At 72.0% G+C, this 25,359-nt stretch carries 18 protein-coding genes and 1 other RNA gene; 6 read left to right on the top strand and 13 right to left on the bottom strand.

The features are described from left to right. Positions 1–149: 149 nt before the first annotated feature. Complete coding sequence (dgcA, locus tag AC1MGR_RS06595) at positions 150–1,136, bottom strand: N-acetyl-D-Glu racemase DgcA (RefSeq protein ID WP_480234049.1); 987 nt, start codon at positions 1,134–1,136, stop codon at positions 150–152. Then, positions 1,133–2,164 (bottom strand): N-acetyltransferase DgcN, encoded by a 1,032-nt coding sequence (gene dgcN / locus AC1MGR_RS06590; RefSeq protein WP_480234048.1) that lies wholly within the window; start codon positions 2,162–2,164, stop codon positions 1,133–1,135. Before dgcN ends, dgcA begins: the two co-directional genes overlap by 4 nt. Before the next feature lie 185 nt (positions 2,165–2,349). On the opposite strand from dgcN, the gene maiA reads away from it, so the two are divergent. From maiA to AC1MGR_RS06575, 3 genes are all read left to right on the top strand, one after another. After that, positions 2,350–2,994: a maleylacetoacetate isomerase gene (maiA, locus tag AC1MGR_RS06585; RefSeq protein WP_108038014.1), complete on the top strand. Its 645-nt coding sequence runs from the start codon at positions 2,350–2,352 to the stop codon at positions 2,992–2,994. 113 nt (positions 2,995–3,107) lie between these two features. Next, complete coding sequence (locus tag AC1MGR_RS06580; protein ID WP_480234047.1) at positions 3,108–4,439, top strand: NAD(P)/FAD-dependent oxidoreductase; 1,332 nt, start codon at positions 3,108–3,110, stop codon at positions 4,437–4,439. A gap of 22 nt (positions 4,440–4,461) precedes the next feature. Then, a complete protein-coding gene (locus AC1MGR_RS06575) occupies positions 4,462–4,803 on the top strand; it encodes a hypothetical protein (RefSeq protein WP_108038018.1) in 342 nt (113 codons plus the stop codon). Positions 4,804–4,848: 45 nt separating this feature from the next. Here the strand turns inward: AC1MGR_RS06575 and AC1MGR_RS06570 are convergent, their stop codons facing one another. The 9 genes from AC1MGR_RS06570 to rnpB form a co-directional block, all read right to left on the bottom strand. After that, positions 4,849–6,126, bottom strand: a complete 1,278-nt coding sequence (locus tag AC1MGR_RS06570) for an O-antigen ligase family protein (protein ID WP_480234046.1) — start codon at positions 6,124–6,126, stop codon at positions 4,849–4,851. Positions 6,127–6,235: 109 nt separating this feature from the next. Continuing rightward, entirely contained in the window at positions 6,236–7,597 is a 1,362-nt protein-coding gene (murD, locus tag AC1MGR_RS06565; protein WP_480234045.1) for a UDP-N-acetylmuramoyl-L-alanine--D-glutamate ligase, read from the bottom strand. Positions 7,598–7,607: 10 nt separating this feature from the next. Next, a complete protein-coding gene (gene mraY / locus AC1MGR_RS06560; protein WP_108038024.1) occupies positions 7,608–8,693 on the bottom strand; it encodes a phospho-N-acetylmuramoyl-pentapeptide-transferase in 1,086 nt (361 codons plus the stop codon). 85 nt (positions 8,694–8,778) lie between these two features. After that, a complete protein-coding gene (locus tag AC1MGR_RS06555; RefSeq protein ID WP_480234733.1) occupies positions 8,779–10,236 on the bottom strand; it encodes a UDP-N-acetylmuramoylalanyl-D-glutamyl-2,6-diaminopimelate--D-alanyl-D-alanine ligase in 1,458 nt (485 codons plus the stop codon). After that, on the bottom strand, positions 10,236–11,732 hold the full coding sequence (locus AC1MGR_RS06550) for a UDP-N-acetylmuramoyl-L-alanyl-D-glutamate--2,6-diaminopimelate ligase (RefSeq protein ID WP_480234044.1): 1,497 nt from the start codon (positions 11,730–11,732) through the stop codon (positions 10,236–10,238). Before AC1MGR_RS06550 ends, AC1MGR_RS06555 begins: the two co-directional genes overlap by 1 nt. Further along, on the bottom strand, positions 11,729–13,630 hold the full coding sequence (locus AC1MGR_RS06545) for a peptidoglycan D,D-transpeptidase FtsI family protein (protein WP_480234043.1): 1,902 nt from the start codon (positions 13,628–13,630) through the stop codon (positions 11,729–11,731). The genes AC1MGR_RS06550 and AC1MGR_RS06545 overlap by 4 nt, the downstream gene beginning before the upstream one ends. 5 nt (positions 13,631–13,635) lie before the next feature. Next, positions 13,636–14,064 carry a cell division protein FtsL gene (gene ftsL, locus AC1MGR_RS06540; RefSeq protein ID WP_480234042.1) on the bottom strand — a complete coding sequence of 143 codons (429 nt, stop codon included), beginning with the start codon at positions 14,062–14,064 and terminating at the stop codon, positions 13,636–13,638. Then, the gene (gene rsmH, locus AC1MGR_RS06535; RefSeq protein WP_480234041.1) at positions 14,061–15,119 is read right to left on the bottom strand and encodes a 16S rRNA (cytosine(1402)-N(4))-methyltransferase RsmH; all 1,059 of its coding nucleotides are present in this window, start codon (positions 15,117–15,119) and stop codon (positions 14,061–14,063) included. The genes ftsL and rsmH overlap by 4 nt, the downstream gene beginning before the upstream one ends. A 465-nt stretch (positions 15,120–15,584) precedes the next feature. Further along, positions 15,585–15,996: RNase P RNA component class A (rnpB, locus tag AC1MGR_RS06530), an RNA gene on the bottom strand. A 239-nt stretch (positions 15,997–16,235) separates the two neighbouring features. On the opposite strand from rnpB, the gene AC1MGR_RS06525 reads away from it, so the two are divergent. Continuing rightward, positions 16,236–16,412, top strand: coding sequence for a hypothetical protein (locus AC1MGR_RS06525; protein ID WP_480234040.1), 177 nt, complete (start codon positions 16,236–16,238; stop codon positions 16,410–16,412). A 60-nt stretch (positions 16,413–16,472) separates the two neighbouring features. On the opposite strand, the gene gloA is transcribed toward AC1MGR_RS06525, so the two are convergent. Then, positions 16,473–16,913: a lactoylglutathione lyase gene (gene gloA, locus AC1MGR_RS06520; protein ID WP_108038029.1), complete on the bottom strand. Its 441-nt coding sequence runs from the start codon at positions 16,911–16,913 to the stop codon at positions 16,473–16,475. 147 nt (positions 16,914–17,060) lie between these two features. On the opposite strand from gloA, the gene pepN reads away from it, so the two are divergent. Together pepN and AC1MGR_RS06510 are read left to right on the top strand one after the other, a co-directional pair. Next, positions 17,061–19,688, top strand: a complete 2,628-nt coding sequence (gene pepN, locus AC1MGR_RS06515; RefSeq protein WP_480234039.1) for an aminopeptidase N — start codon at positions 17,061–17,063, stop codon at positions 19,686–19,688. 194 nt (positions 19,689–19,882) lie between these two features. After that, entirely contained in the window at positions 19,883–22,273 is a 2,391-nt protein-coding gene (locus AC1MGR_RS06510) for a PAS domain-containing sensor histidine kinase (RefSeq protein ID WP_480234038.1), read from the top strand. Positions 22,274–22,437: 164 nt separating this feature from the next. On the opposite strand, the gene AC1MGR_RS06505 is transcribed toward AC1MGR_RS06510, so the two are convergent. Beyond that, positions 22,438–25,356 (bottom strand): bifunctional [glutamine synthetase] adenylyltransferase/[glutamine synthetase]-adenylyl-L-tyrosine phosphorylase, encoded by a 2,919-nt coding sequence (locus tag AC1MGR_RS06505; protein WP_480234037.1) that lies wholly within the window; start codon positions 25,354–25,356, stop codon positions 22,438–22,440. Positions 25,357–25,359 lie beyond the last annotated feature (3 nt).

The following is a 25,359-nucleotide window of genomic DNA, read 5'->3' as shown; positions in this document are numbered from 1 at the left end:
GACACCGGCCGACGCTCCGCGCATCGGCCCACCTGCCTCGAACGTCCGCGACGGACCGGCCGCGCCCGCCGCGTCGTTGGACCTCGGCCGGTCCGAACCGCGCGCCGCCCGAAACCGCGCCATCGCGCTTCGGCGGGAAGCGCGCAGGCTCATCCCCACAGGGCCGGCTCGGGCGGATGGATCAGGCTGCCCTCGAAGCGCAGGCCCGGCTCCCGGTCGCGGGCCAGCAGCAGCGGACCGTCGAGATCGACGTAGTCGGCGTGGTGGGCCAGCAGCATGGCGGGCGCCATGGCCAGGGAGGTGCCGACCATGCAGCCGATCATCAGCGAGAAGCCCCGCGCCCGCGCCTCGTGGGCCAGCATCACCGCCTCGGTCAGGCCGCCGGCCTTGTCGAGCTTGATGTTGATGGCGTCGTAGCGCCGGCTGAGGGCGTCGAGGCCGGCGCGGTCGTGCAGGCTCTCGTCGGCGCAGATCGGGATCGGCCGGGCGATCTCGGCCAGGAGGGCGTCCTCGCCTGCGGGCAGCGGTTGCTCGATCAGGCCGACGCCGGCGGCGACGCAGGCCGCGAGGTTGGCCTCGATCGTCTCCGGCCGCCAGGCCTCGTTCGCATCCACGATGAGGCGCGCGTCGGGAGCGCCGCGCCGCACGGCGGCGATCCGCTCCGGGTCGCCGACCCCACCGAGCTTCACCTTGAGCAGGGGCCGGTGCGCGGCCTGGCGGGCCGCCGCCGCCATGCTCTCCGGGTCCCCGAGGCTCAGGGTATAGGCCGTGGTGGCGACCTGCGGGGCCGACAGGCCGGCGATCGCGAAGGCCGGGCGCCCGAGCTGCTTGGCCTCCAGGTCGAACAGGGCGCAATCGAGGGCGTTGCGGGCCGCGCCCGGCTTCATGCCGACCTGCAGGTCAGCCCGGGTCGCCCCCATGGCGATGGCCTCCTCGTGGTCCCGGATCAGCGCGGCGACGCTCTCCACGGTCTCGCCGTAGCGGGCATAGGGCACGCACTCGCCGCGCCCGACGCGGCCCTCCCCGTCCGTGACCGTGGCGACCACCACCACCGCCTCGGTGCGGCTGCCCCGAGCGATGGTGAAGGCCCCGGCGATCGGGAACGACTCGACGGCGACGTCGAGGCGCCGGGTCACGCGCTCGCCCCCGTCACCGCCGGGGGAAACTCGGAGACGATCCGGTCGACGATGGCCTCGACGCCGAAGCGGACCGGGTCGGTGGCCGGCAGGTCGTGCGCGCGGGCGAGGGCGGCCAGCAGCGTGCGGGCCGCCCCCTCCTCCAGGTCCTGGGTGTTGACGGCGATGCCCACCGGGCGGATGTCCGGGTTGGTCAGGCGCCCGAGCTGGACGGTGAGGTCGATGACCTGCCGGATCGTCGGCAGGGGGTGCTGGACGCCGCGCATCGTCGTCCGGGTCGGCTCGTGGCAGACCACGAAGGCGTCGGCCTGCGCCCCGTGCAGCAGCCCGAGGCTGACGCCGGCGAAGGAGGGGTGGAACAGCGAGCCCTGACCCTCGAGGAGGTCCCAGTGGTCGGGGGCGGCCGCGGGGGCGATCCACTCGACGGCGCCGGAGATGAAGTCGGCGACCACCGCGTCGATGGCGACGCCGCGCCCCGAGATGAAGACGCCGGTCTGGCCGGTGGCGCGGAAATCCGCGTCGAGGCCGCGCTCGCGCATGCCGCGCTCCAGGGCGAGGACGGTGTACTTCTTGCCCACCGAACAGTCGGTGCCGACGCTGAGCAGGCGGCGGCCGGGCCGCTTCGTGCCCTTGCCGGTGGCGAAGGTCTCGGCGGTGTGGCGCACGTCGTGCAACTGCCGGCCGTTGCGCTCGGCCGCCTCGGCGATGGCCGGCACCGCCCCGAGGCGGGCATGCAAGCCGCTGGCGATGTCGAGCCCGGCCTCCAGGGCCGCCACCACCTCGGCGACCCAGTGCTCGGGGAGGACGCCGCCCGCATTGGCGACGCCGATCACCAGGGTGCGGCAGCCCTTCGCCACGGCCTCGGCCAGGGTGAGGTCCGGGATTCCGAGGTCGGCGGCGCAGCCGGGCAGGCGCAGCTGGCCGACGCACCACTCCGGACGCCAGTCCTTGATGCCGTAGGCGGTCTTGGCGGCCAGGCGATCGGGCACGTCGCCGAGGAACATCAGGTAGGGCGTTTCGATCTGCATCGCGTCACTCATCGGCCGAGGATGGACACCTCGTCCCCTCCTATGCGCGATGATCACGGCGCTGCCAAATCGTGCATTCGACGGGCATTCGCCGCCAGAACGGGCTTGCGGGCGGGCGCGATGTCGGGTGTGGTCCGAACCGATAAGAGACGGATAAGATTCCGCGAAGAGGAAACGTTGCGCGCATGAAGATGTACGGCAATTGGCGCTCGGCCGCGGCGTTCCGGGTCCGGGTCGCCCTCAACCTCAAGGGCATCGCCTACGAGGAGGTTTTCCTCGACCTTGATGCCGGCGAGCAGTTCAAGCCGGAGTTCCTCGCGATCAACCCGCAGGGGGCGGTGCCGGCGTTCTTCGACGGCGACGGACCGCCGCTGATCCAGTCGCTCGCCATCCTCGACTATCTCGAGGACGTCCATCCGGCCACGCCGCTGCTGCCGGGCGAGCCCCGCGCGCGGGCTCGTGCCCGCTCCCTCGCCCAGGTGGTCGCCTGCGACACCCATCCGCTCTACGTGCCGCGGGTGCGCAACTTCCTGATGGAGACCTACGACCTGCCGCGCGAGCGCATGCTCGAGTTCGTGCGTCACTGGATGGCGACCGGCCTGAAGACCCTGGAGACCCGCCTCACCCAGGAGCCCGGCACCGGCCGCTACGCGCAAGGCGACGCGGTGAGCCACGCCGATCTCTGCCTCGTCAGCCTCTGGGTCGGCACCGGCATCTTCGGCGTCGACACGGCGCCCTTCCCGACCGTGCGCCGGATCGCCGAGGATTGCCTCGCCCAGGACGCCTTCGCCCGGGCGCATCCCCTGCGCCAGCCGGGCGCGCCGGCGTGACGGGAATGGCGGTCGATTCGCAATCCTTCTAAGCTGAACCCTGACCTGAACATGCGTCGCTCGTCGTGGGAGCACGCACCCGCCCCCGAGCGGCACACGAGGACCTGAGCGACATGGTACCGGGCGAAACCGAGGACAATCTGCACCGCATCGTCGTCGTCGGCGGCGGGGCGGCGGGGCTGCAGCTCGCCACGAAACTGGGCGATAAGCTCGGCCGCACGCAGAAGGCGCACGTCACCCTGGTCGACCGGGCGCGGACCCACATCTGGAAGCCGCTGCTGCACGAGGTCGCCGCCGGCAGCCTCGACGTCGGCCACCACGCGGTCGACTACCTGCACCACGCCCACCGGCACCATTTCCGCTACCGCATCGGCGAGATGACCGGCCTCGACCGGTCCAAGCGGGTGATCCACCTCGCGGCCAGCCACGACACCGAGGGCCGCGAGGTCACGCCGATCCGCGAGATTCCCTACGACACGCTGGTGATGGCGGTGGGCTCGACCACCAACGACTTCGGCACGCCCGGCGTGCAGGAGAACGCCATCGCCCTCGACACCCAGGGCCAGGCGGTGCGCTTCCACCAGCGCCTGATCAACGGCATGCTGCGCGCCCATACCCAGCCGGGACCGGTGCGGGCCGGCCAGCTCCACGTCGTCGTCATCGGCGCCGGGGCGACGGGCACCGAGCTCGCCGCCGAGCTCCACCGTACCACCCGCGACGTGGCCGCCACCGGCCTCGACCGCATCGACCCGGCCAAGGACCTGAAGATCACCCTGGTGGAGGCGGCGAGCCGCATCCTGCCGGCGGTGCCGGAGCGCATGTCCCGCGACGTGATGGTGCTGCTGGACAAGATCGGCGTCGAGGTCCGGACCGCGGCCCGGGTCACCGAGGTCCGTCCCGACGGCGTCCAGCTCGCCGATGGCGGCTTCATCCCCTCCGAGCTGGTGGTCTGGGCCGCCGGCGTGAAGGCGCCGCCCTTCCTGCACGAGATCGGCGGTCTCGAGACCACGCGCAACAACCAGCTCGTGGTCACGCCGACCCTGCAGACCACCCGCGACCCCGACATCTTCGCGATGGGCGACTGCGCCTACCTCGTGGAGAAGGGCTCCGACACGCCGATCCCGCCCCGCGCCCAGGCGGCGCACCAGCAGGCCTCGCACCTCATCAAGATCATCCCCGACAAGATGGCCGGCAAGCCGCTGAAAGCCTTCAAGTACCGCGACTTCGGCTCGCTGGTCTCGCTGGGTGAATACTCGACGGTCGGCAGCCTGATGGGGTTCATCAAGGGCAAGAACATGTTCATCGCCGGGCTGTTCGCCCGGATGATGTACCGCTCGCTGTACAAGATGCACGAGCAGGCCCTGCACGGCACGGTCAAGACCACCCTCGATGCGGTCGCACGGGCCCTGACCCGGCGCACCGAGTCGCGCGTGAAGCTGCACTGAGCACAACTGGGAACCGATCGGCATGTTTCTCGACATCGTAAAAGCGGTGCAGCAGCGCAATCCGGCGCTCGGCTCCTACGTCCTCGTCCTGCGCGGCGATTCCCGGGCGCGCGACGCGGCCGACCCGTCGCGCCTGTCGGACGAGGCGGAGGCCTGGCTCGCCGCGCACGCGCCGGGGGCGAAACTGTCCGAGGAGAAGGTGCTACTGTCGCCCTATCCCGGCGGCATGCCGGCGGACCGGGCCGTCACCGTCCTGGCCTTCGCGGATGCCCGCCACCTCGCCGCCTTCGCGACGACCTGGACGGCCGATCCGGAGCCGGAGGAAACCGAGGCGGCGGACGACGCGCAGGCGCAGCCGGACTGACCCGAGCCGGATGCGGGCCTCTCCGCGCGCCTCCGTAAGAGACGCCTACGGGTACGTCCGTCCCTCGGCCCCACGCCAACCGGACAGCCAGCGCAGGCGGGCGGCCTCGAGCCCCCAGATCATGCCCAGCATCATGTAGACATGGCGCCACTTCTCGATGTCGATCTGGAAGGCCTGCAGGAAGAACATCAGCAGGGCCGGCCAGACGATCTGGGCGTGGCGGCGATAGGGCGTGTCGCGGCGCATCAGGCGGAAGCCGACGACGCTCGTCGTCAGGACGAGGCCGATGAAGGTGACGCCGGCGAGCCAGCCGCCATTGGCGAAGCTGCCGATATAGGTGTTGTGCGGTTCGAGCGCGAAGATCAGGCGCCAGCGCAGGGGTCCCATGCCGAGGGGTTCGTCCACCAGCATGTTGAGGCCGCGCAGCTGGTTGCCGAAGCGCCCGGTCTCGCCGGTATCGTAGTCCTGCGTGACCGCGGCGCGCTTGGAGAACATCTCGGCGGTGTCGCCGATCGAGAGCAGGCCGACGATGGCGACCGCCGTGGCCACCAGGGCCAGCACCGTCAGGGTGACGATGCGGCGGCGCAGGCGCACCGACGGGGTGGTGGTGTAGACGCTGCCGACCATCACGGCGACGGCGATGAGCGAGCCCGCCCAGGAGCCGCGCGAGAACGACAGGAAGATGCCCGCCACGATCACCATCAGGATCGCGGACGCGAGGATCGGCCGCCGGCTGGTGCCGAGGAGGAGGCCGTGCATCAGGTAGAGGGCGCCGAGCGTCAGGAACGAACCGAAGACGTTCGGGTCCTGGAAGGTGCCCGAGGCGCGGCCGTACTTGTAGAACAGGTCCTCGGTGGGGATGAACCCGAAATAACCGACGATGCCGAATGCGCTGGACAGCAGGCAGCTCGCCACGAAGGTCTTGAGCGCCAGCTCCATCCGCGCCTGCGTGTCGTCGGAGAACAGCATCGCGAAGAACACGCCCGTAATGGCGAGGTAGGCGAGCTGGATCGTCCAGGTCACCGGCAGGGGCTGGTCGATATAGGGCAGCAGCGCCACCGTGATCGCACCGACGTAGAGGATCAGCAGCCCGAGCAGCGGCACCACGCCCCGGTGCAGGCGCAGGCCGAGGCAGAGCCAGAGCACGATGGTGGGGATCGCCACCACGTCGTAGGGCGAGGTGTCCGAGAAGGCGAAGCAGGCGAAGAAGATGAAGGCGACGAGAAGCAGCGTCGCGAAGCGCCGGAGTACGTGCAGGACGGGGATGTGAGCCCAGGCTCCCGCCTGCCAGCGCGACGCGCCGGGTGCCATCGTGAACGCCATGCACTCAACCCATCACCGCGCCGCCGACAGGGCGGGACCGCGCTACGAGCCCGTGATGGGACGCGACAATGATTGAGAATTTGGAACGCGAATCCGCGCGCGGCCGGCCTCAGGGCAGCCCGCGCACCAGATTCCGGAATTGATCCCCACGATCCTCGAAACTCCGGAACTGGTCGTAGGAGGCGCAGGCCGGCGAGAGCAGCACCACGGGCTCGGCCGCCTCCGACGCGGCCGCGGCCTCGGCCGCCAGGGCGGTGGCGACCGCCAGGGTGCCGCAGGCCGTGTAGGGCACCCGGCCCTCCAGGGTCGCGGCGAAGGCGTCGCTGGCCGCGCCGATCAGGTAGGCATGGGCCACCCGGCCGAAGAGAGGCGCCAGGGGGGCGATGCCGCCCTCCTTGGCCTTGCCGCCGAGGATCCAGTGGATGTCGTGGAAGGCGGTGAGCGCCTTCTCGGTGGAATCGGCGTTGGTCGCCTTCGAGTCGTTGACGAAGAGCACGCGCCCGCGCCGGCCGACCTCCTCCATGCGGTGGGGCAGGCCGGGGAAGCTGCGCAGGCCGGCGACGAGTTCGGCATCGCCGATCCCGAGGGCCCGGACGCAGGCGGCGGCCACCGCGGCGTTCTGCCAGTTATGGGCCCCGCGCAGCGACCCGATCCCGGCGAGGTCGGCGATGGGCGTGCCGTCGGCGTCGAACACCGTCCCGTCCCGGGCCGACAGGCCGTCGAAGCCCGCCTCGGGCATGCCCACGTGGATCCGCACGCAGGGGCCGGTCCGCCGGTCGGCGATGGCGCGGCTGAGGTCGTCGTCGATGCCCACGATGGCGCGGTTGGCGCCCGCCACCAGTCGCTCCTTGATGGCGGCGTAGGCGTCCAGCGTCCCGTGGCGGTCGAGGTGGTCGGGCGTGATGTTGAGCAGGATGCCGAGGCTCGGATCGAGGCTCGGCGTCAGGTCGATCTGGAACGAGGACAGTTCGATCACGTGGATCCGGTCCGGCGCCGGGGGTTCCAGGGACAGGATCGCGGTGCCGATATTGCCGCCCATCTGCACGTCGCGCCCGGCGGAGGCCAGGATGTGGGCGATCAGCGCCGTGGTGGTCGACTTGCCGTTGGTGCCCGTGATGGCCACGAAGGGCGCGCCCGGCGCCCGCGCCCGGCGCTCCTGGCAGAACAGCTCGATGTCGCCGATCACCGGGATGCCGGCCTCGGCGGCCTTCCCGACGGTCCAGTGCGGGACCGGATGGGTCAGGGGCACGCCGGGGGCGAGGATGAGCGCCGAGAAGCCGCTCCAGTCGGCCTCCCGCAGGTCGAAGACCGTGATGCCCTGGTGGCGGGCCCGGCCCGTGCTCTCCGGGCTGTCGTCCCAGGCCAGCACGTCGGCGCCCCCGGCGATCAGCGCGCGGACGGTGGCGAGGCCGGAGCCGCCGAGGCCGAACAGGGCGACCTTCTGGCCGGCGAAGGTGGTGACGGGCGTCATGGTGACCGGCTCAGCGCAGCTTCAGGGTGGCGAGGCCGGCGAGCGCCAGGATCACGGCGATGATCCAGAACCGGATCACGACCTGCGGCTCCTTCCAGCCCTTCTGCTCGAAATGGTGGTGGATCGGCGCCATGCGGAAGACCCGCTTGCCCGTCAGCTTGAACGAGGCGACTTGGATGATCACCGACATCATCTCCAGGACGAACAGGCCGCCGACCACGGCCAGGACGATCTCGTGCTTCGTCGCCACCGCGATGGTGCCGAGGAGGCCGCCCAGCGCCAGGGAGCCGGTATCGCCCATGAAGACCTGGGCGGGGGGCGCGTTGAACCAGAGGAAGCCGAGCCCCGCCCCGATCACCGCGCCGCAGACCACCGCGAGCTCGCCGGTGTCGCGGACGTAGTTCACCTGCAGGTAGCCCGCAGTGAAGACGTTGCCGACGAGGTAGGCGATGACGCCGAAGGTGCCGCAGGCGATCATCACCGGCACGATGGCGAGGCCGTCGAGGCCGTCGGTCATGTTCACCGAGTTGCCGGCGCCGACGATCACGAAGGCGGCGAACAGCACGTAGAACCAGCCGAGGTTCAGGAGCGCGTCCTTGAAGATCGGGAAGGCGAGCTGGTTCTGCAGGGTCGGCGCCGAGTAGACCGAGATCAGCACGCAGGCGGCGATGGCGATGCAGGCCTCGAGCAGCAGGCGGAACTTGCCCGAGAAGCCCTTGTGCGACTGCTTCGTCACCTTGAGGTAGTCGTCGTAGAAGCCGATCGCGCCGAAGCCGAGCGTCACCGCCAGGGTGACCCAGACGTAGTGGTTGCGCGGGTTGGCCCAGAGCAGGATCGCCACCACGCAGCCGGCCAGGATCATCAGGCCGCCCATGGTCGGGGTGCCGCGCTTCGTCAGCAGGTGGGACTGGGGGCCGTCCTCGCGGATCGGCTGGCCCTTGCCCTGGCGCAGGCGCAGCGAGGAGATGATCAGCGGGCCGAACCAGAACACGAACAGGCCCGCGGTGAACAGCGCGCCGCCGGTGCGGAAGGTGATGTAGCGGAAGACGTTGAGGGCGGAGACGGTGCCGCTCAAGTCCGACAGGAGATACAGCATCCAGCACCCGGCCGTGGTTCGATTCGGAATCGGCCGGAGACCGGGGGCGCGCCGCGCCCCCTCCCCGGCCGTGATGACGGTCGCCTCAGCGCGCGGCGGCGCGCGGCGTTTCGGCTTGGGCGTTCGCGTAACGGGCTTTGAGCGCTTCGACAATCCGGCCCATGCGGATGCTGTTCGAGCCCTTCACCATCACGGCGTCCCCGGGGCGCAGGGCCGAGAGCACGGGTTCGAGCAGGTCGGCGGAGGTCGCCGCGGAGGCGCCGCGCCGGCTCACCGGCAGGGCCTCGAACAGGTTGCGCATCAGCGGGCCGGCCGTGAAGACGAGGTCGACCTTGGCGGCCTCCACCGGTCCGGCGAGGTCGCGATGGTGGGCCTCGCCCTCCGGTCCGAGCTCCAGCATGTCGCCCAGCACCGCGATGCGACGGCCGCGCGGGCCGGTCTCGATGCCGGCGAGCGTCGCCAGGGCGGCGCGGATCGAGGCCGGGTTGGCGTTGTAGCTCTCGTCGACGAGGAAGGCCTCGCCCTCCCCGATCGCCAGGGCGGTGCGCTCGCCGCGGCCGACGGGCGGGCGCAGGGCCGCCAGCGACAGGGCCGCGCGGGCGAGGTCGGCGCCGAGCGCATGCACCACCGCCATCACGCCGAGGGAATTCATCGCCGTGTGCCGGCCCGGCGTGCCGAGCTGGTAGGTCACCGGAATGCCCATCACCACCGCGTCGACCACCGAGAGGTCGGGGCGCAGCACGATGCGCTGGGCGCGGACATCCGCCTCCGGGTGCTCGCCGAAGCTGACGACCCGGCCGGCCCGGGAGGCCTGGGCATGGGCGAGGAGGCGGGCGTAATGCGGGTTGTCGCGGTTGAGGATCGCGGTGCCGCCGGCTTTCAGGCCGGAGAAGATCTCGCCCTTGGCGTCGGCGATGGCCGAGACGGAGGCGAAGTGCTCGATATGGACGGGCTCGACCGTGGTGATCAGGGCGATGTCGGGCTGCACCAAGGCGGTGAGCGGCACGATCTCGCCCCCGTGGTTCATGCCGATCTCGAACACGCCGAACTGCGTCTCGGCCGGCATGCGCGCCAGGGTCAGGGGCACGCCCCAGTGGTTGTTGTAGGAGGCGATGGAGGCGTGCGTCGCCCCCTGCGCGGAGAGGACGTGGCGCAGGGCCTCCTTGGTCCCGGTCTTGCCGACCGACCCCGTCACCGCGACGATGCCCGCGTCGGTGCGGGCCCGGGCCGCGGCGCCGAGGGCCCGCATGGCGTCGAGGACCGGGTCGTCGCCCACACCCGAGACGGCCAGCACCGGCCCGGCCTCGGCGAAGTCCGGCGCCCGGTCGGCGGCGACCACGGCCGCGCCGGCCCCGCGCCCCAGGGCGGCCGGGACGAAGTCGTGCCCGTCGCGGGCCTCGCCCCGGATGGCGAAGAACAGGTCGCCCGGCTCCAGCGTGCGGGTATCGATGGAGGCGCCGGTGATCGGCCTGCCCGCTCCCAGGAGGGTGCCGCCGGTGGCGGCTTCCAGGGCTTCGGGGGTCCAGAGCGGGGACGTTGGGATCATGCTGAGCGTTCCGCGATCGCAGCCCGGAGGACGTCGTGGTCCGAGAAGGGCAGGACCTGTGACCCCACGATCTGGCCGGTTTCATGGCCCTTGCCGGCCACCACGAGCACGTCGCCGGGCTCCAGCGCCCGCACGGCGGTGCGGATCGCCTCGGCCCGGTCGCCGATCTCGACGGCCCCCGGGGCGGCGGCCAGGATGGCGGCGCGGATCGCGGCCGGGGCCTCGCTGCGCGGGTTGTCGTCGGTGACGATGACGGCATCGGCCTGCGCGGCCGCGATGGCACCCATGATCGGGCGCTTGCCGGTGTCGCGGTCGCCGCCGCAACCGAAGACGAGGCGCAGGCGCCCGGTCGCGAAGGGGCGCAGGGCGGTCAGCACGCCCGCGAGGGCTTCGGGCTTGTGGGCGTAGTCCACGAGGCAGAGGCCGCCATTGGCCTCGCCGATCCGCTCCATCCGGCCCGGGACGCCGGTGAGGTGGTCGAGGGCGGCGACGACGCCGGCGGGGTCGGCCCGGCCGGCGGGGGTCGCCAGCACGAGGCCGGCGGCCAGGAGCGCGTTCTCCACCTGGAAGCCGCCGACCAGGGGCAGGCGCACCGTATAATTCTCCAGCCGGCCCGCGGGACCGGGTGCCTGGATGGCGAGGTGCTGGTGGAAGCCCTCGGTGCGGGCCGAGAGCAGCCGCACGGTGTCGCCCTTGGATCCCGTGGTGTGAACGTCGAGACCGCGGGCGGCGGCGGCCGCCACCACGACGTCGGCATAGGCGCCGTCGATGTTGATCACCGCCGGGATGCCGGGCTGCGCCAGGGTCGTGAACAACCGCAGCTTGGCCGCCAGGTAGTCGTCCATGGTGGCGTGGTAGTCGAGATGGTCGCGCCCGAGATTGGTGTAGCCGACCGCGGCGAGCGCGACCCCGTCGAGGCGGCGCTGCTCGATCCCGTGGGAGGAGGCCTCCATCGCCAGGTATGCGATGCCGTCCTCCGCGAGCCGCGCCAGGGTGGCGTGCAGGGTCACCGGATCGGGGGTCGTCAGGGAGCCGTAGGTGGCGCCCCGGTTGGTGACGATGCCGACCGTGCCGAGGCTCGCAGCCTCGGCGCCGAGGCGGGCCAGGATCTGGCGCACGAAATCCGTGACCGAGCTCTTCCCGCTCGTCCCCGTCACCGCCACCACCTGCGCCGGCTGCCGGCCCGAGAAGGCCCGGGCCGCGAGGGCGAGGCTGCGGCGCACATCCGCCACGGCGAGGTAGGGCACGCCCGCGTCGAGTCCCTTCGGCCGCGCCCCCTCGCTCACCACCGCCACGGCGCCGGCCGCCGCGGCGCCCGCGGCGAAGCGGCGGCCATCGGCGACGGTGCCCGGCACGGCGACGAAGACGAAACCCGGCGCGACCTTGCGCGAATCGGCCGTGAGCCCCGCGACGGGCAGGTCGGCGAGGCCGGCCTCCGCCTCGGGAAAGAGCCCGCCGAGGGTCCTCTCTCCGCCCGGGGTCGGCCCGCTCATCGTCCGTCCACCTGCGTGGCGTGGTAGGCGCCGAGCTTCACCATCAGGGGGAAGGGCTTCACCGGCGGATCGAACTGCGGCGGCAGGCCGAGCACCGGGGCGACGCGCTCGATCACCCGGCCGGTGACGACGCCGGAATTCCAGGCGGCGGTGGCGTAGCCGCCGGATTCCGGCAGGCCCTGGGGCTCGTCCATGATGGTGACGAAGAGGTATTTCGGGTTGTTCATGGGGGCGGCGGCCATGAAGGTCGTGAACAGGCGGTTCTTCACGTAGCGGCCGTGGATCACCTTCTCGGCGGTGCCGGTCTTGCCGCCCACGAAGTAGTACGGGATCGCCGCCTTCTTGGCCGAGCCCTCGACGGCGTTGAGGCGCATGATGAAGCGCATCGCCTCGCTGGTCTCGGGCTTGAGCACGCGGGTGGCCTTGGCCATCGCCTCCTCGGCCGTGGTCTTGAGGAAGGTCGGGGTCATCAGGAAGCCGCCATTGGCGATGGCCGCCACCGCCGCCGTCGCCTGGATCGGCGCCACCGCGAGGCCGTGTCCGAACGCGATGGTGATGGTGTTGATCTCGGTCCAGCGCGGCGGGACGATGGGCTCGGCGCTCTCTGGCAGCTCCGTGCGCATCCGGTCGGTCAGGCCCATCTTCTTCAGGAAGGCCTTGTGGCCCGGCACGCCGATGCCCAGGGCCATCTTGGCCGAGCCGATGTTCGACGAGTGGGTGAACACCTCCGGCATGGTGATGACGCGGTTGGTGCCGTGGTACTCGTGGATCTTCTGGCGGCCCCAGTTCAGCACGCCACCGCGGGTGTCGAAGGTCGAGTTGACGTTGAACTTGCCGGAATCCAGCGCCATCGCCAGGGTCATCGCCTTGAAGGTCGAGCCCATCTCGTAGACGCCGACGTTCATGCGGTTGATGCGGTCGGGGTTGAGCGCGTCCGCCGGGTCGTTCGGGTCGAAGTCCGGCAGGGAGGCGAGCGCGATCACCTCGCCGGTCTGGACGTCGAGGATCATGCCGGCGGCGGCCTTGGCCTTGAAGTGGTCGAGGCCCCAGGCGAGCTCGTCCCGCACGGCGAACTGCGCCCGCAGGTCGATGGAGAGCTGGATCGGCTTCAGGTCGGTCTGCTTGGCCACGAGGCCGAAATCGTTGAGCGCCTTGTTGCCCTGGTTGTCGATATACTTCTCGATGCCGGCGATGCCGATGTTGTCGAGGTTGGTCACGCCGAGAATGTGCGCCGCCGCGACCCCGTTCGGGTAGACGCGCTTGTGGTCGGGCAGGAAGCCCACGCCCGGGATGCCGAGGCGGTGGACCTCCGCCTGCTGCTTCGGGGTGATCTCGCGCTTGACCCAGACGAAGCCCTTCTTGGTGGAGAGCTTGGCGCGCAGCTCGGTGGCATTGATCTGCGGCAGCACGGCGGTGAGGAGTTCGACCGCCTCGTCCTTGTCGTAGATGTTGCGCGGCTCGGCGAAGATCGAGACCGTGCGGATGTCGGTGGCGAGGATCTCGCCGTTGCGGTCGACGATGTCGGGGCGGATCGCCGTGGTGGCGGCGGCCGCGATCCGGCGGTCGCCGTTATCCGCCTCCGGGAAGGCGGCGCCCAGGATCAGGCGCCCGCCGATGGTGGCGAAGACCAGGGTGAAGGCGAGGCCAACGAGGCCGACGCGGGTGTAGGAGCGCTCGATGGCGAGGTGGAACATCGCCCGCGCGTTGCGGGCGACCCAGGCGCGCTTCGACAGGGCCGGCGGCGCCACGCCCTCGGCGGCCGGCTCCAGCCGCGTCCGCTCGACCTGGATCGCGTCCGGCGCCGCGCTCGCCTCGGCGGGCGCGGGGGTCGGCTCGGCGGCGGGGTCGAGGTCTCGGGGGGAAATCGGGTCTTGGCCGGGCGGCGGGACTTCGGACACGGGCACTACCTCGAAGTCGTGGTCGGGGTTCTGGTCGTGGTGGTGCGCGGCGTGATGCTGCCGGTGGTGCGCGGCTCGTCGCCGCCGCGCCCGGCCACCGGCTTTTCCTTCGGCGTCGCCGTGGCGGCCAGCAGCCGGCCGATCTCGTCGCCGCGGTCGGGCCGCGCCGGCAGGTCGACGAGGCGGCCGAGATGGGCGGTGCCGATGGGCTCGAGGGCGAGGTAGCGCTCCACCGCCGCCTGGAGCCGGTCCGGGCGGGTCAGCAGCTGCCACTCGGCGCGCAGCACCGCGATGGCCTGGCGCTCCTTCTTCAGCTGGGTCTGGGCCTTCGAGACCTGCCCGGCCTGGTAGAGCGTGTCGTACTTGATCGAGTAGGCGTAGATCGCCGAGCCGATCAGGCCGAGCACCGCGATCAGGTTGAGCAAACGGATCACCGGCGCGCTCCTCCGCTCCGACCGATCCGCGCGGGCAGCGCGGCCAGGGTCTCGATGGCGGCCAGGGGGGCGGGCACGGGGGCGTCCGTGCGTTCCACCGCGCGCAGCTTGGCCGAGCGGGCGCGGGGATTGGCGGCGGTCTCGGCCTCGCCGGGCAGGACCGGGCCCTTGGTCACGGCCGCGAAGCTGCGCGGAGCCGGCGCTTCCAGGCTCGGCAGGTGGCGGGAGGCCTGGGCCGCCCGGCCGCTGCGGGCCGAGAAGAACTGCTTCACGATCCGGTCCTCCAGCGAGTGGAAGGTCACCACCGCGAGGCGGCCGCCGGGGCGCAGGATGCGCTCCGCGGCGTGGAGCGCCTGCACGAGCTCGCCGAGCTCGTCGTTCACCGCGATGCGCAGGCCCTGGAAGGTCCGGGTCGCCGGGTGGATGCCGCTGGCCGGGTCCGCCCAGACCACGCTGGCGACGATGTCGGCGAGGGCCGCGGTGGTCTCGATGCGGCCCTTGCGGCGCGCCTCGAGGATCGCCCGGGCGACGGCGCGGGAGCGGCGCTCCTCGCCGTAGTGGAAAATGATGTCGGCGAGGTCGGCTTCCTCGGACTCGTTGACGAGGTCGGCCGCACTCGGCCCGGCCCGCTCCATGCGCATGTCGAGGGGGCCGTCGTTGCGGAAGGAGAAGCCGCGCTCGGGCTGGTCGATCTGCATCGACGAGACGCCGATATCGAGGACGACCGCGTCGGCGGAGGCGTGACCGGCGTCCCGCACGCAGGCGTCGAGCCCGCCGAAGCGGCCCGGGACCAGGGTCAGGCGCCCGCCGGCCTCGGCCACCAGGGGCGCACCGCCCGCGATGGCGCCGGGGTCGCGGTCGATCGCCAGAACGTGAACGGCCGGGTCGGCCTTGAGCATCGCGCGGGTGTAGCCGCCCGCCCCGAAGGTGCCGTCGACGGCCAGCGCCCGGCCCGGCAGGTCGAGGGAGTCGAGAACTTCCGCCAGCAGGACGGGGACGTGCGGCGCCCCGTCGATGGACCGGCTCACCCGCGCCTCGCGGGGGGCGCGCGTCATCGGGCAACCCCGGCGCGCGGCGATCGCGCGGGCCTGGGGGCGGACTCCGGACGGGCGCGGAGACGGAGCGAGGACTCGACCGGACTGATGCGGCGCATGCGTCCCTTCCACGGGGCTGGAGCGCGCAGGCGCGGCTCGGAGAGACGGGGCGTCTCCGGGTCGACGCGTGACGCGACCGCGCATGCGGACACCGGCCTGCCTGGGACAGGCTGCGTCCGTCGATCCGAAAATCGCCGTTGACGGGATGAATCGGGGTACCATGGGCCTCTGAGCGCCGTCAACGAACCTGGCCGAGGGGGAGCGGCTCGGGACGATCAGACCTCAGCAAGGTTAACCGAGCGTAAGTTTTCGCCCGCAAAGCGGTTTCCCGATGCACGATGGCGCCAGCGTTCCGCTGCGCACTCGACGACCGGCGCGAGGCACGCCCGGATGCCCGGGCGCCTGCCTTCGTCGCGGGACCATGGGGGGATCAGCCGGCCTATAAGCCGGGTTCTGTAGGGCCCGGAGACCTCGCGGTCCCCGGACGTGGCGGCCATTCCTCTGGGACGATCGTTGCCGACCGCCTCGAGCAACCAACCCGGGCGACGGGCCTGGAGAGAGGGCCTGACGGACCGTGAGGCCCGCCGTGTCGCCCCTATTCGGTTTTGCTCCCGGTGGGGTTTGCCGTGCCGTCCGCGTTGCCGCGTCCGCGGTGCGCTCTTACCGCACCCTTTCACCCTTACCGCGGGCCGGCCGAAGCCGATCCGTGGCGGTCTGCTCTCTGTGGCACTGTCCCTGGGGTCGCCCCCGCCGGACGTTATCCGGCACCGTCTCTCCATGGAGCCCGGACTTTCCTCCCCGGAGCCTCGCGGCCCGGAGCGGCCGCCCGGCCGACTGATCCGGCGCGGGTGTGCGCCGGGCACGGGCCGGGGGTCAAGGCCCCGGACGACGGCGCGCCGGATGCCGCCCGGAACGGCATGCCGGGATTATGCCGAGATTTTGGCCACGCCGCTTGCGGCGCCCGCGGCCCGCGCCACGTCACCAGGGCTGGCGCACCGGCAGGCCCGGCGCCGCCAGGGACCATCCGGGGTCCCGAACCCGACAGGATCCCGGCCCGCAACGGATCAGGAGGACGCGATGGCGACGAACGATACGGCCTGGACGCTCGAATCCGTCCAGCAACTCACCGAGATGGCCCGCGAGGGCATCCCGGTCTCGGTCATGAGCCTGAAGCTGCGCCGGCCGATCGAGATCGTGGCCGCCAAGCTGAGCCAGCTCGGCATCACGCCCGCGCCGGAGACCGGCAGCGCTTAAGGGCGGGCGCCCGTAACCGGGACGAACGACCCCACCGGGGGCGTTCGTCCCGTGCGGCACCTACCAGGAGCCGGTGTTCTCCATGGAGGACCAGGGCTCCTGCGGCGGCTTGGCCGGGCCCTTCTGCAGCAGCTCGATCGAGATGCCGTCGGGGGACTTCACGAAGGCCATGTTGCCGTCGCGGGGCGGGCGGTTGATCGTGACCCCGGCGGCCTGCAGCTTGGCACAGAACGCGTAGATGTCGTCGACCTCGTAGGCGAGGTGGCCGAAATTGCGCCCGCCCGAGTAGGTCTCGGGATCCCAGTTGTGGGTCAGCTCGATCACGGGCGCCTGGGTCTCCTTGGCCGTGCCGGCATCGTCGGGGGCGGCGAGGAACACGAGGGTGAAGCGGCCCTTCTCGTTGTCGACGCGCCGCACCTCCTGCAGCCCGAAGGTGGTCACGTAGAAGTCGAGGGCGCGGTCGAGGTCCGCGACGCGGACCATGGTGTGCAGGAATCGCATGGGTTGGAGCTCTCCGAGGGACTAGCGCCTATGTGGTCCGGCGCCGTCGGGCGTCAACGCGGGGCGCGCGTCAACGCGCCGGCGTCCCTGCGCGTTGCGCCGCCGCGGCGCACCCAGCACAGTGGGGGCCCAGCCTGAGGAATCCGCATGCGCACCGAAGCCCCGATCCCGATCCGCCTGGAGGATTACCGCCCCAGCGACTACCGGATCGACACGGTGGATCTCGACGTCGCCCTGCACCCCACCGAGACCCGCGTCCGGGCCCGGCTCAGCCTGGCGCCCAACCCGGCCGGGCACCCCGGCGCTCCGCTCGTCCTCGACGGCGAGGACCTGGTGCTGGAGCGCCTCACCCTCGACGGCGCCGACCTCGCGCCCGAGGCCTACAGCCTCGCGCCCTCCGGCCTGACCCTGCACCGCCCGCCGGCGGGCCCCTTCTCCCTCGGCATCGAGACCCGGATCGATCCGAGCGCCAACACCAAGCTGATGGGGCTGTACCGCTCGAACGGCGTCTACTGTACCCAGTGCGAGGCCGACGGCTTCCGGCGGATCACCTACTTCCTCGACCGGCCCGACGTGATGGCGGTCTACACCACGCGGATCGAAGCCGATCGCGAGGCGGCGCCGGTGCTGCTCGGCAACGGCAACCGGGTGGACTCCGGCGCGGCCGGCCCCGGCCGCCACTACGCGATCTGGCACGATCCCCACCCGAAGCCCGCCTACCTGTTCGCCCTGGTGGGGGGCCGCCTCGACCGCGTCCGGCGCCCCTTCACCACCAGCGAGGGCCGTACGGTGGAGCTCGCCGTCTATGTCGAGCCCGGCAAGGCGGAGCGGGCCGACTACGCCCTCGACGCGGTGGCGCGCTCGATGGCCTGGGACGAGACCGCTTTCGGCCGCGCCTACGACCTCGACGTCTTCAACGTCGTCGCGGTCTCGGACTTCAACATGGGCGCGATGGAGAACAAGGGCCTCAACATCTTCAACGACCGCTACGTCCTCGCCTCGCCCGAGACGGCCACCGACGCGGACTACGCCGCCATCGAGGCGATCATCGCGCACGAGTACTTCCACAACTGGACCGGCAACCGCATCACCTGCCGCGACTGGTTCCAGCTCTGCCTCAAGGAGGGCCTGACGGTCTTCCGCGATCAGGAATTCTCGTCCGACATGCGCTCCCGCGCGGTGCATCGCATCGGCGAGGTCCGCACCCTGCGGGCGCGCCAGTTCCCCGAGGATGCGGGGCCGCTGGCCCACCCGGTGCGGCCGCGGCACTACACCGAGATCAACAACTTCTACACGGCCACCGTCTACGAGAAGGGCGCCGAGATCGTGCGGATGCTGCGCACGCTCCTCGGCGCGGACGCCTTCCGGGCCGGGATGGACCGCTACTTCACCGACAATGACGGCACCGCCGCGACGGTGGAGGATTTCCTCGCCGCCTTCGCGGCCACCTCCGGCCGCGACCTCGACGCCTTCGCCCGCTGGTACGCGCGCCCCGGCACGCCACGGGTGGCGGTGCAGGGCCGCTACGATGCGGAGGCCCGGACCTACAGCCTCGCCTTCCGCCAGAGTCTGCCCGGCGCGGCCGACGCCCCGCCCCTGGTGATCCCGATCCGCCTCGGCCTGATCGGTCCGGATGGCCCCCTCGATGTGGCGAGCGACCGGGTCGCGGATGGCGTGTTCGTGCTCGACCGGGCCAGCGACAACCTCACCTTCACCGACGTGCCCGTGCGACCCGTGCCCTCGCTGTTCCGCGGCTTCTCCGCCCCGGTGCGGGTCGAGATCGAGATGACCGATGCCGACACGCTGACGCTGCTGCGCCACGACACCGACCCGTTCAACCGCTGGCAGGCGGCCCAGAGCGTGGCCATGCGCCTACTCGTGCAGGGGACCCGCGCGGGCACCCTGCCGGAGGCCGGGGCGGAGGGGTTCGGCGCGGCGCTCGCCGGGTTCCTGGAGGGCGAGGCCCTGGCCGACCCGGCCTTCGCCGCCCTGGTCCTCGCCCTGCCAAGCGAGGCGGACGTCGCCAACGAGATCGCCACGGAGATCGACCCGGACGCGATCCACCGGGCCCGGCACGCCCTGCGCCGGGCGCTGGGAACGCGGCTGAAGCCGCAGCTCCTCGCCCTGCGCGATGCGCTGGCGGACGCGCCCGGCACGCCGTTCAGTCCCGAGGCCGCGGCCGCCGGCCGGCGCGCCTTTCGCAACGCCGCCCTCGACCTCGTGGCGGCGGCCGACCCGGATTCCGCGACCCTCCTCGCCGCGCACCAGATGGCGGCGGCGACGACGATGACCGACCGCCTCGCGGCCCTCGCGGTCCTGTCCCAGGTTCCGGGGCCCGAGCGCGAATCGGCGCTCGACCGATTCGCCGAGACCTACCGCGCCGAACCCCTGGTCCTCGACAAGTGGCTGGCGATCCAGGCCGGGATTCCCGAGGCCGAAACCCCCGAGCGCATCCGCCGGCTGCAGAATCACCCTGCCTTCTCGATGACCAATCCGAACCGCGTCCGGTCCCTGATCGGCAGCTTCAGCATGGGCAACCCGACCCAGTTCAACCGCCCCGACGGCGCCGGCTATGCCCTTGTGGCAGAGACGGTTCTGGCCCTCGACAAGACCAACCCGCAGGTGGCCGCGCGCCTCCTGACGGCCTTCGGATCGTGGCGGATGATGGAGCCGGAGCGGCGCGGACGGGCCGAATCCACATTGCTGAAAATTCGCGCTGTTGCCGGTCTGTCACGGGACGTCGGGGACATCCTCGAGCGGACCCTAGCCGGCTAGCAAGTGCCTGAACAGAATCGTTTTTTCGGCCTCTCCCGACGTCGATTCCGCGCCCCAGATTCGCCTCGGGAGTCAAGCGTGGCCGGAAAAAACGCGTGGACAAAACCCCACCGGAAATGTTGAATCGTATACGATTCGGAAAGCGGGGCAGCCCCGCCTTCCCGGTGCACAAATCCCAACGGCGGAGTTAGTCCATGCTGGAGGCGGATTCCGCTTCCCTCTCCGCGCGCGCGGATACGATTCTTGGCATCCACCGGCCGCAACACGCCGCTCATGTCCGTTTCGTGCGTGCCGAGACCTGGCTGCGCTTCGCCCTGCCGGCGCTTTTCGCCACGTTCCTGATCTGCCTCGGCGCGGTGGCGGCCATGCTGCTGCAGGCCCAGCGCGAGGAGGTGATCCGGGCGGCCACCACCGACGTGGAGGCGGTGACCCGCCTCGCCGCGGCAGCCTTCGCCGGTGTCGACATCGACGGTGAGGCCAAGGGCGAGGCGGCCCACCGCAACCTCGGCGCCCTGCTGCCGCCGGGCCTGCTCCATGCCGGTCGCCAGATCCTGCTGATCTCGCCCAACGACGTCATCGTGGCGGCCAATCCGCCCCTGCCCGGCCCCCGCCGCACCCTGACCCAGCATCTCGGGGAGATGCAGGCGCTCTCCACCCTGGGCGAGAGCGCCGGCGTGATGACCGTGACCCTGGCGGACGGCTCCGTGGTGATCGCGGCGCTGCGCAACCTGCCCGCCGGGCGCGGCCAGGTCGCGGTGCTCCAGCCGCTCACCGCCATCACCGCCGCCTGGACCACGCGGATGCGCAACCAGGCGATCCTCCTCGGCGCCGCCGCCCTGGTCATCATCGGCACCGGCATCGCCTACGCCCTGCAGACCCGCCGGGCCTACGCCGTCGACCGGGTCTGCGAGGAGATCAAGCAGCGCCTCGACACCGCCCTCGGCCGCGGTCGCTGCGGCCTCTGGGACTGGGACATCCCGCGCGGGCGGATCTACTGGTCCGACTCGATGTACGCGCTGCTGGGCTATCACCGCGAGCGCGAGTTCCTGTCCTTCGGCGACGTCAACGCCCTGGTGCATCCCGACGACGGCGACCTCTACAGCCTCGCCCGGCACCTCGCCGCGAGCCAGTCCACCGTCGACCACGAGTTCCGGGTGCGCGGCGCCACCGGAAACTGGGTCTGGATGCGGATGCGGGCCGAGATCGTGCCGGATACGATCGACGGGGGCCGCCACCTCGTCGGCATCGCCCTCGACGTCACCGAGCAGCGCAACCTCGCAGAGCTCAACGCCACCGCCGACATGCGCCTGCGCGACGCAGTCGAGGCCATCTCCGAGGCCTTCGTGCTCTGGGACACCGGCAACCGCCTCGTCCTCTGCAACTCGAAGTTCCGCCACCTCCATGCCCTCAGCCCGGAGGATGCGATCCCGGGCCGGCGCTACGCCGAGATCATGGGCCGGGGCGTGCTGCCGCCGGTGCGGCGCGAGCTGCGCGACCTGGAACCGAGCGGCGCCACCGCCCGCACCTTCGAGGCCGAGCTCACCGATGGGCGCTGGCTGCAGATCAGCGAGCGCCGCACCAAGGACGGCGGCTACGTCTCCGTGGGCACCGACATCACCAGCCTCAAGCGCCACCAAGAGCAGCTGGTCCAGTCCGAGCGCGAGCTGATCGAGACCGTGCGGGACTTGAAGCGCTCCCGCCGGACCCTGGAGCTCCAGACCCAGCAGCTCGCCGACCTTGCCGAGCGCTACCTCGACCAGAAGGCCCAGGCCGAGGGCGCCAACCAGGCCAAGTCCGAATTCCTGGCCAACATGAGCCACGAGCTGCGCACGCCGCTCAACGCCATCATGGGCTTCGCCGAGCTGATGGAGAGCGAGGTCTACGGCACCCTCGGCTCCCCCCGCTACACCGACTATTGCCGGGACATCCGCACCAGCGGCGACTACCTGCTCTCGGTCATCGACGACATCCTGAACATGTCGCGCATCGAGGCCCAGACGGTGAAGCTCGCCCCGCGCGAGATCGCGGTGGCGGAGGCGATCGAGGGCACCCTGAAGCTCGTGGGCGAGGCGGCCCGGGCGAAATCCCTGACGATCAACGTGGACGTGGTCGAGGCCCTGACCGTGCTCGCCGACGAGCGCGCGCTGCACCAGATCCTCACCAACCTCGTGCAGAACGCGGTGAAGTTCACGCCCCCCGGCGACGGCCGCATCATCATCAAGGCGCGGCCGGCCGGGGCCAACGTGCACATCTACGTCGAGGATACCGGCATCGGCATCCCGAAATCGGCCCTGCGCCGCCTCGGCGCGCCGTTCCAGCAGGTCGAGACCAACCTCACCCGCAGCCACAAGGGCTCCGGCCTCGGCCTCGCCATCGCGCGGTCGATGGCCGAACTCCACGGCGGCGCCCTGCGCATCCGCTCCCAGGAGGGCCTCGGCACCATCGTGATGGTGCGCCTGCCGATCCCCACCGCGGAGAGCCGCCGCACCCTCGTGGCCGACGCCGCCCAGGAGACCGTCGCCTCCCTCCGCGACGCCGCCGGCGCCACCCCGCGCCCGCCGGAGGCGGTGCCGGCGTCGGCCTGACGTTTTTTGGGGTTCTGGTCACTGACGATGGAGGCGCGCGCGGCCCTCCTCCCCCTTGTGGGGAGGAGATGGAGGTGGGGGTGGCTGGGCGACCCTCGACTTGCGGAGGCTGGCGCCCCCCCCACGCCAAACCTCTCCCCACAAGGGGGAGAGGGAGGCGCCCTTCACCCCGCCATCAGGCGCTCGAACAGCGCCCGGATCTCCGCGCGCGTCTCGTCCAGCTGAGCGATCAGGCGGCCCGAATCCGGGGCGCCCGTGGCGACGGCGAGGCGGGAGAGGGCCACCGGGGAGGCCTCGGCCGGGTCGCCCTCCACCATCAGGCGCTGCCAGTGCAGCACGTCGTCGAACTGGCGATAGGCCTCGATCAGGCGCTCGGCGTCGGGCCGCGGGAGGTCGCCGTGCTCGGCCGCCTTGGCGAAGACCGCGCAGGCCCCGAGGCCGACGAGGTCGGGCCGGCGATGGGCCTGCCCGAGCACCAGGGCCTGGGCCAGGAAGTCGAGGTCGAGGAGGCCGCCGGGGGCGAGCTTCAAGTCGAGGGGGCCGCGATGGCCCTTCTCCCGCTCCACGAGGGCGCGCATCTCGCGCACCGCGCGCCGGACCTCGGCCGGGTCCCGCGGCCGGGCCACGAGGGCGCGGATCTCGTCGTCGAGCGCGGCACCGAGGCCGGCATCGCCGGCGACCACCCGGGCCCGGGTCAGGGCCATGTGCTCCCAGAGCTCGGCCTCCTCGGCGTGGTAGCTGCGGAAGCTGCGCCACTGCACCGCCACCGGGCCCTGGCCGCCGCCCGGGCGCAGGCGCAGGTCGACCTCGTAGAGGTGTCCGCGCCGGGTCGGCACCGTGAGGGCGGCGACGATGCGCTGGGCGAGACGGTTGTAGGCCACCGCCGCGTCGAGGGGTTTCGGGCCGGCGCTGGTGCGGTCGTCGGGGTCGAAGTCGTAGACCAGCACGAGGTCGAGATCGGAATCCGCCGTCAGCTGGCGCGCGCCGAGGCGCCCGAGGCCGAGCACCGCGAGGCGTCCCTTCGGCACCGCCCCGTGCTCGGCGAAGAAGCTGTCCGAGACCCGCTCCACGGTGACGGCGATCACCGCGTCGGCGATGCCCGCGAAGGCGCGGCCGGCCTCCTCGGGGGAGAGGATGCCGGAGAGGAGCCGGGCCCCGGTGAGGAAGCGGAGCTGGCGGGCGGCGTCCCGGACGCGGTCGAGGAAGTCCTCGTGGTCGCTCGGCTGTCCGAGGCGGGCGCGGACCTGCTGGGCCAGGGCCTCGGGCTCCGTGCCGGCCTCGGCGAAGTCCCGGTCGATCACCGCGTCGAGGACGTGGGGGCTGAAGGCGACGGTCTCGGCGAGGCGCGGCGCCGTGCCGAGGAGGTCGGCGAAGAGCAGGCGCAGGCGCTCGTTCGAGCGCAGGATGGTCAGGAGCTCGAGGGCGGCCGGCATCCGAGCGAAGGCCCGGTCGAGGGTGTCGAGGGCGGCGTCCGGGTGGGCGGTGCCGCCCAGCGCCTGCATCAGCACCGGCACCAGCTCGGTCAGCACCTCGCGGGCACGGGGCGTCCGCACGGCGGGGCGCCGGCCGAAATGCCAGCCGCGCACCGTCTCCACCGCCCGCTCGGGCTCGCGGAAGCCGAGCTTGGTCAGGGTCGCGAGGGTCGCCGGATCGTCGCCGGTGCCGCTGAAGACGAGGTCGCCGACCGCCGCGGAGAGGTCGGGCTCGGCCTCGAACAGCAGGGCGTAGTGGCCCTGCACCCGGCGGGCATGGTGGAACAGGGCCGTCTCGAAATCCGCCAGGGTCGCGAAGCCGGCGAACCGCGCGAAGCGGTCGAGGTCTTCGGCCTCGCTCGGCAGGCGCTGGGTCTGCTCGTCCCGCAGCATCTGCAGGCGGTGCTCGATGGTGCGCAGGAAATCGTAGGCCGCCGTGAGGTCGTCGCGTGCGGTGGCGTCGATCCAGCCGTCGCGCGTCAGGCCGTCGAGCATGGCGACGGTACCGCGCCCGCGCAGCTCCGGCCGGCGCCCCCCGAAGACCAGCTGCTGGGTCTGGACGAAGAACTCGATCTCCCGGATGCCGCCGCGCCCGAGCTTGATGTCGTGGCCCGCCAGCGCGATCGTGTCGTGGCCGCGCACCGCGTGGATCTGGCGCTTCATGGCGTGCACGTCGGCGATGGAGGCGAAGTCGAAGTACTTGCGCCAGACGAAGGGGCGCAGGTTCGCCAGGAACGCCTCCCCGGCCGGGACGTCGCCCGCGATCGCCCGCGCCTTGATGTAGGCCGCCCGCTCCCAGTTCTGGCCGAGGTTCTCGTAATAGACGTAGGCGGCGTTCAGCGAGAGCGCCGCCGGGGTCGAGCCCGGGTCCGGACGCAGGCGGTAATCGACCCGGTGGACGTAGCCGTCGGCGGTGCGCTCCTGCAGCAGCTTGGCCATCCCCTGCGCCAGCTTGCTGAAGAACGGCGTCGCCGGCAGGTCCGCCTTCAGGGGCGCGGTCTCGGGGTCGAAGAAGACGACGAGGTCGATGTCGCTCGAATAGTTGAGCTCGCCGGCCCCGTGCTTGCCCAGAGCCAGGACGATCAGGCCTGAGCCGGCCTGCGGCGCGTCCGGATCGCGGGGCAGGAAGCGCCCGGCGGCCGCGGCCTGGAGCAGCATGGCGTCGGCGGCCGCCCGCACCGAGGCGTCGGCGAAGTCCGAGAGGGCGCGGGTGACGGTGGCGAGCGGCCAGAGGCCGCCGATATCGGCCAACGCCACCAGCAGCGCGTGCTCGGCCCGGTTCCGGCGGAGCTCTTTCGCGACGGCGTCGAGGTCCGGTCCGCGCCCCGCCGCCCGCTGTCGGGCAACGAGATCCGCCAGGGCCGCTTCCGGCTCGGCCTCGACCAGGGCGGCGAGGCGCTCGGGTGCCCGGGCGACCAGCTGCCAGAGGAAGGCGGAATGGTCGGCGAGGCCGAGGAGCAGCGCCCGCAGGGGTCCGTCGAGGAAACCCGCCGGCCAGGCGGGCGCGACCTCGGCCAGCCGCGCGGCCGCAGCCTCGGGATCGGACAGGACCGGGGCAGCGGACAGGCGCGCCCGGAGGCTGCGGCTCTGCGCGTCGGCGGCCTGGTTCATGCC

The organism is Methylobacterium sp. BI1, from assembly GCF_056680125.1.
This window is presented reverse-complemented; position numbering and strand designations above follow the sequence as displayed.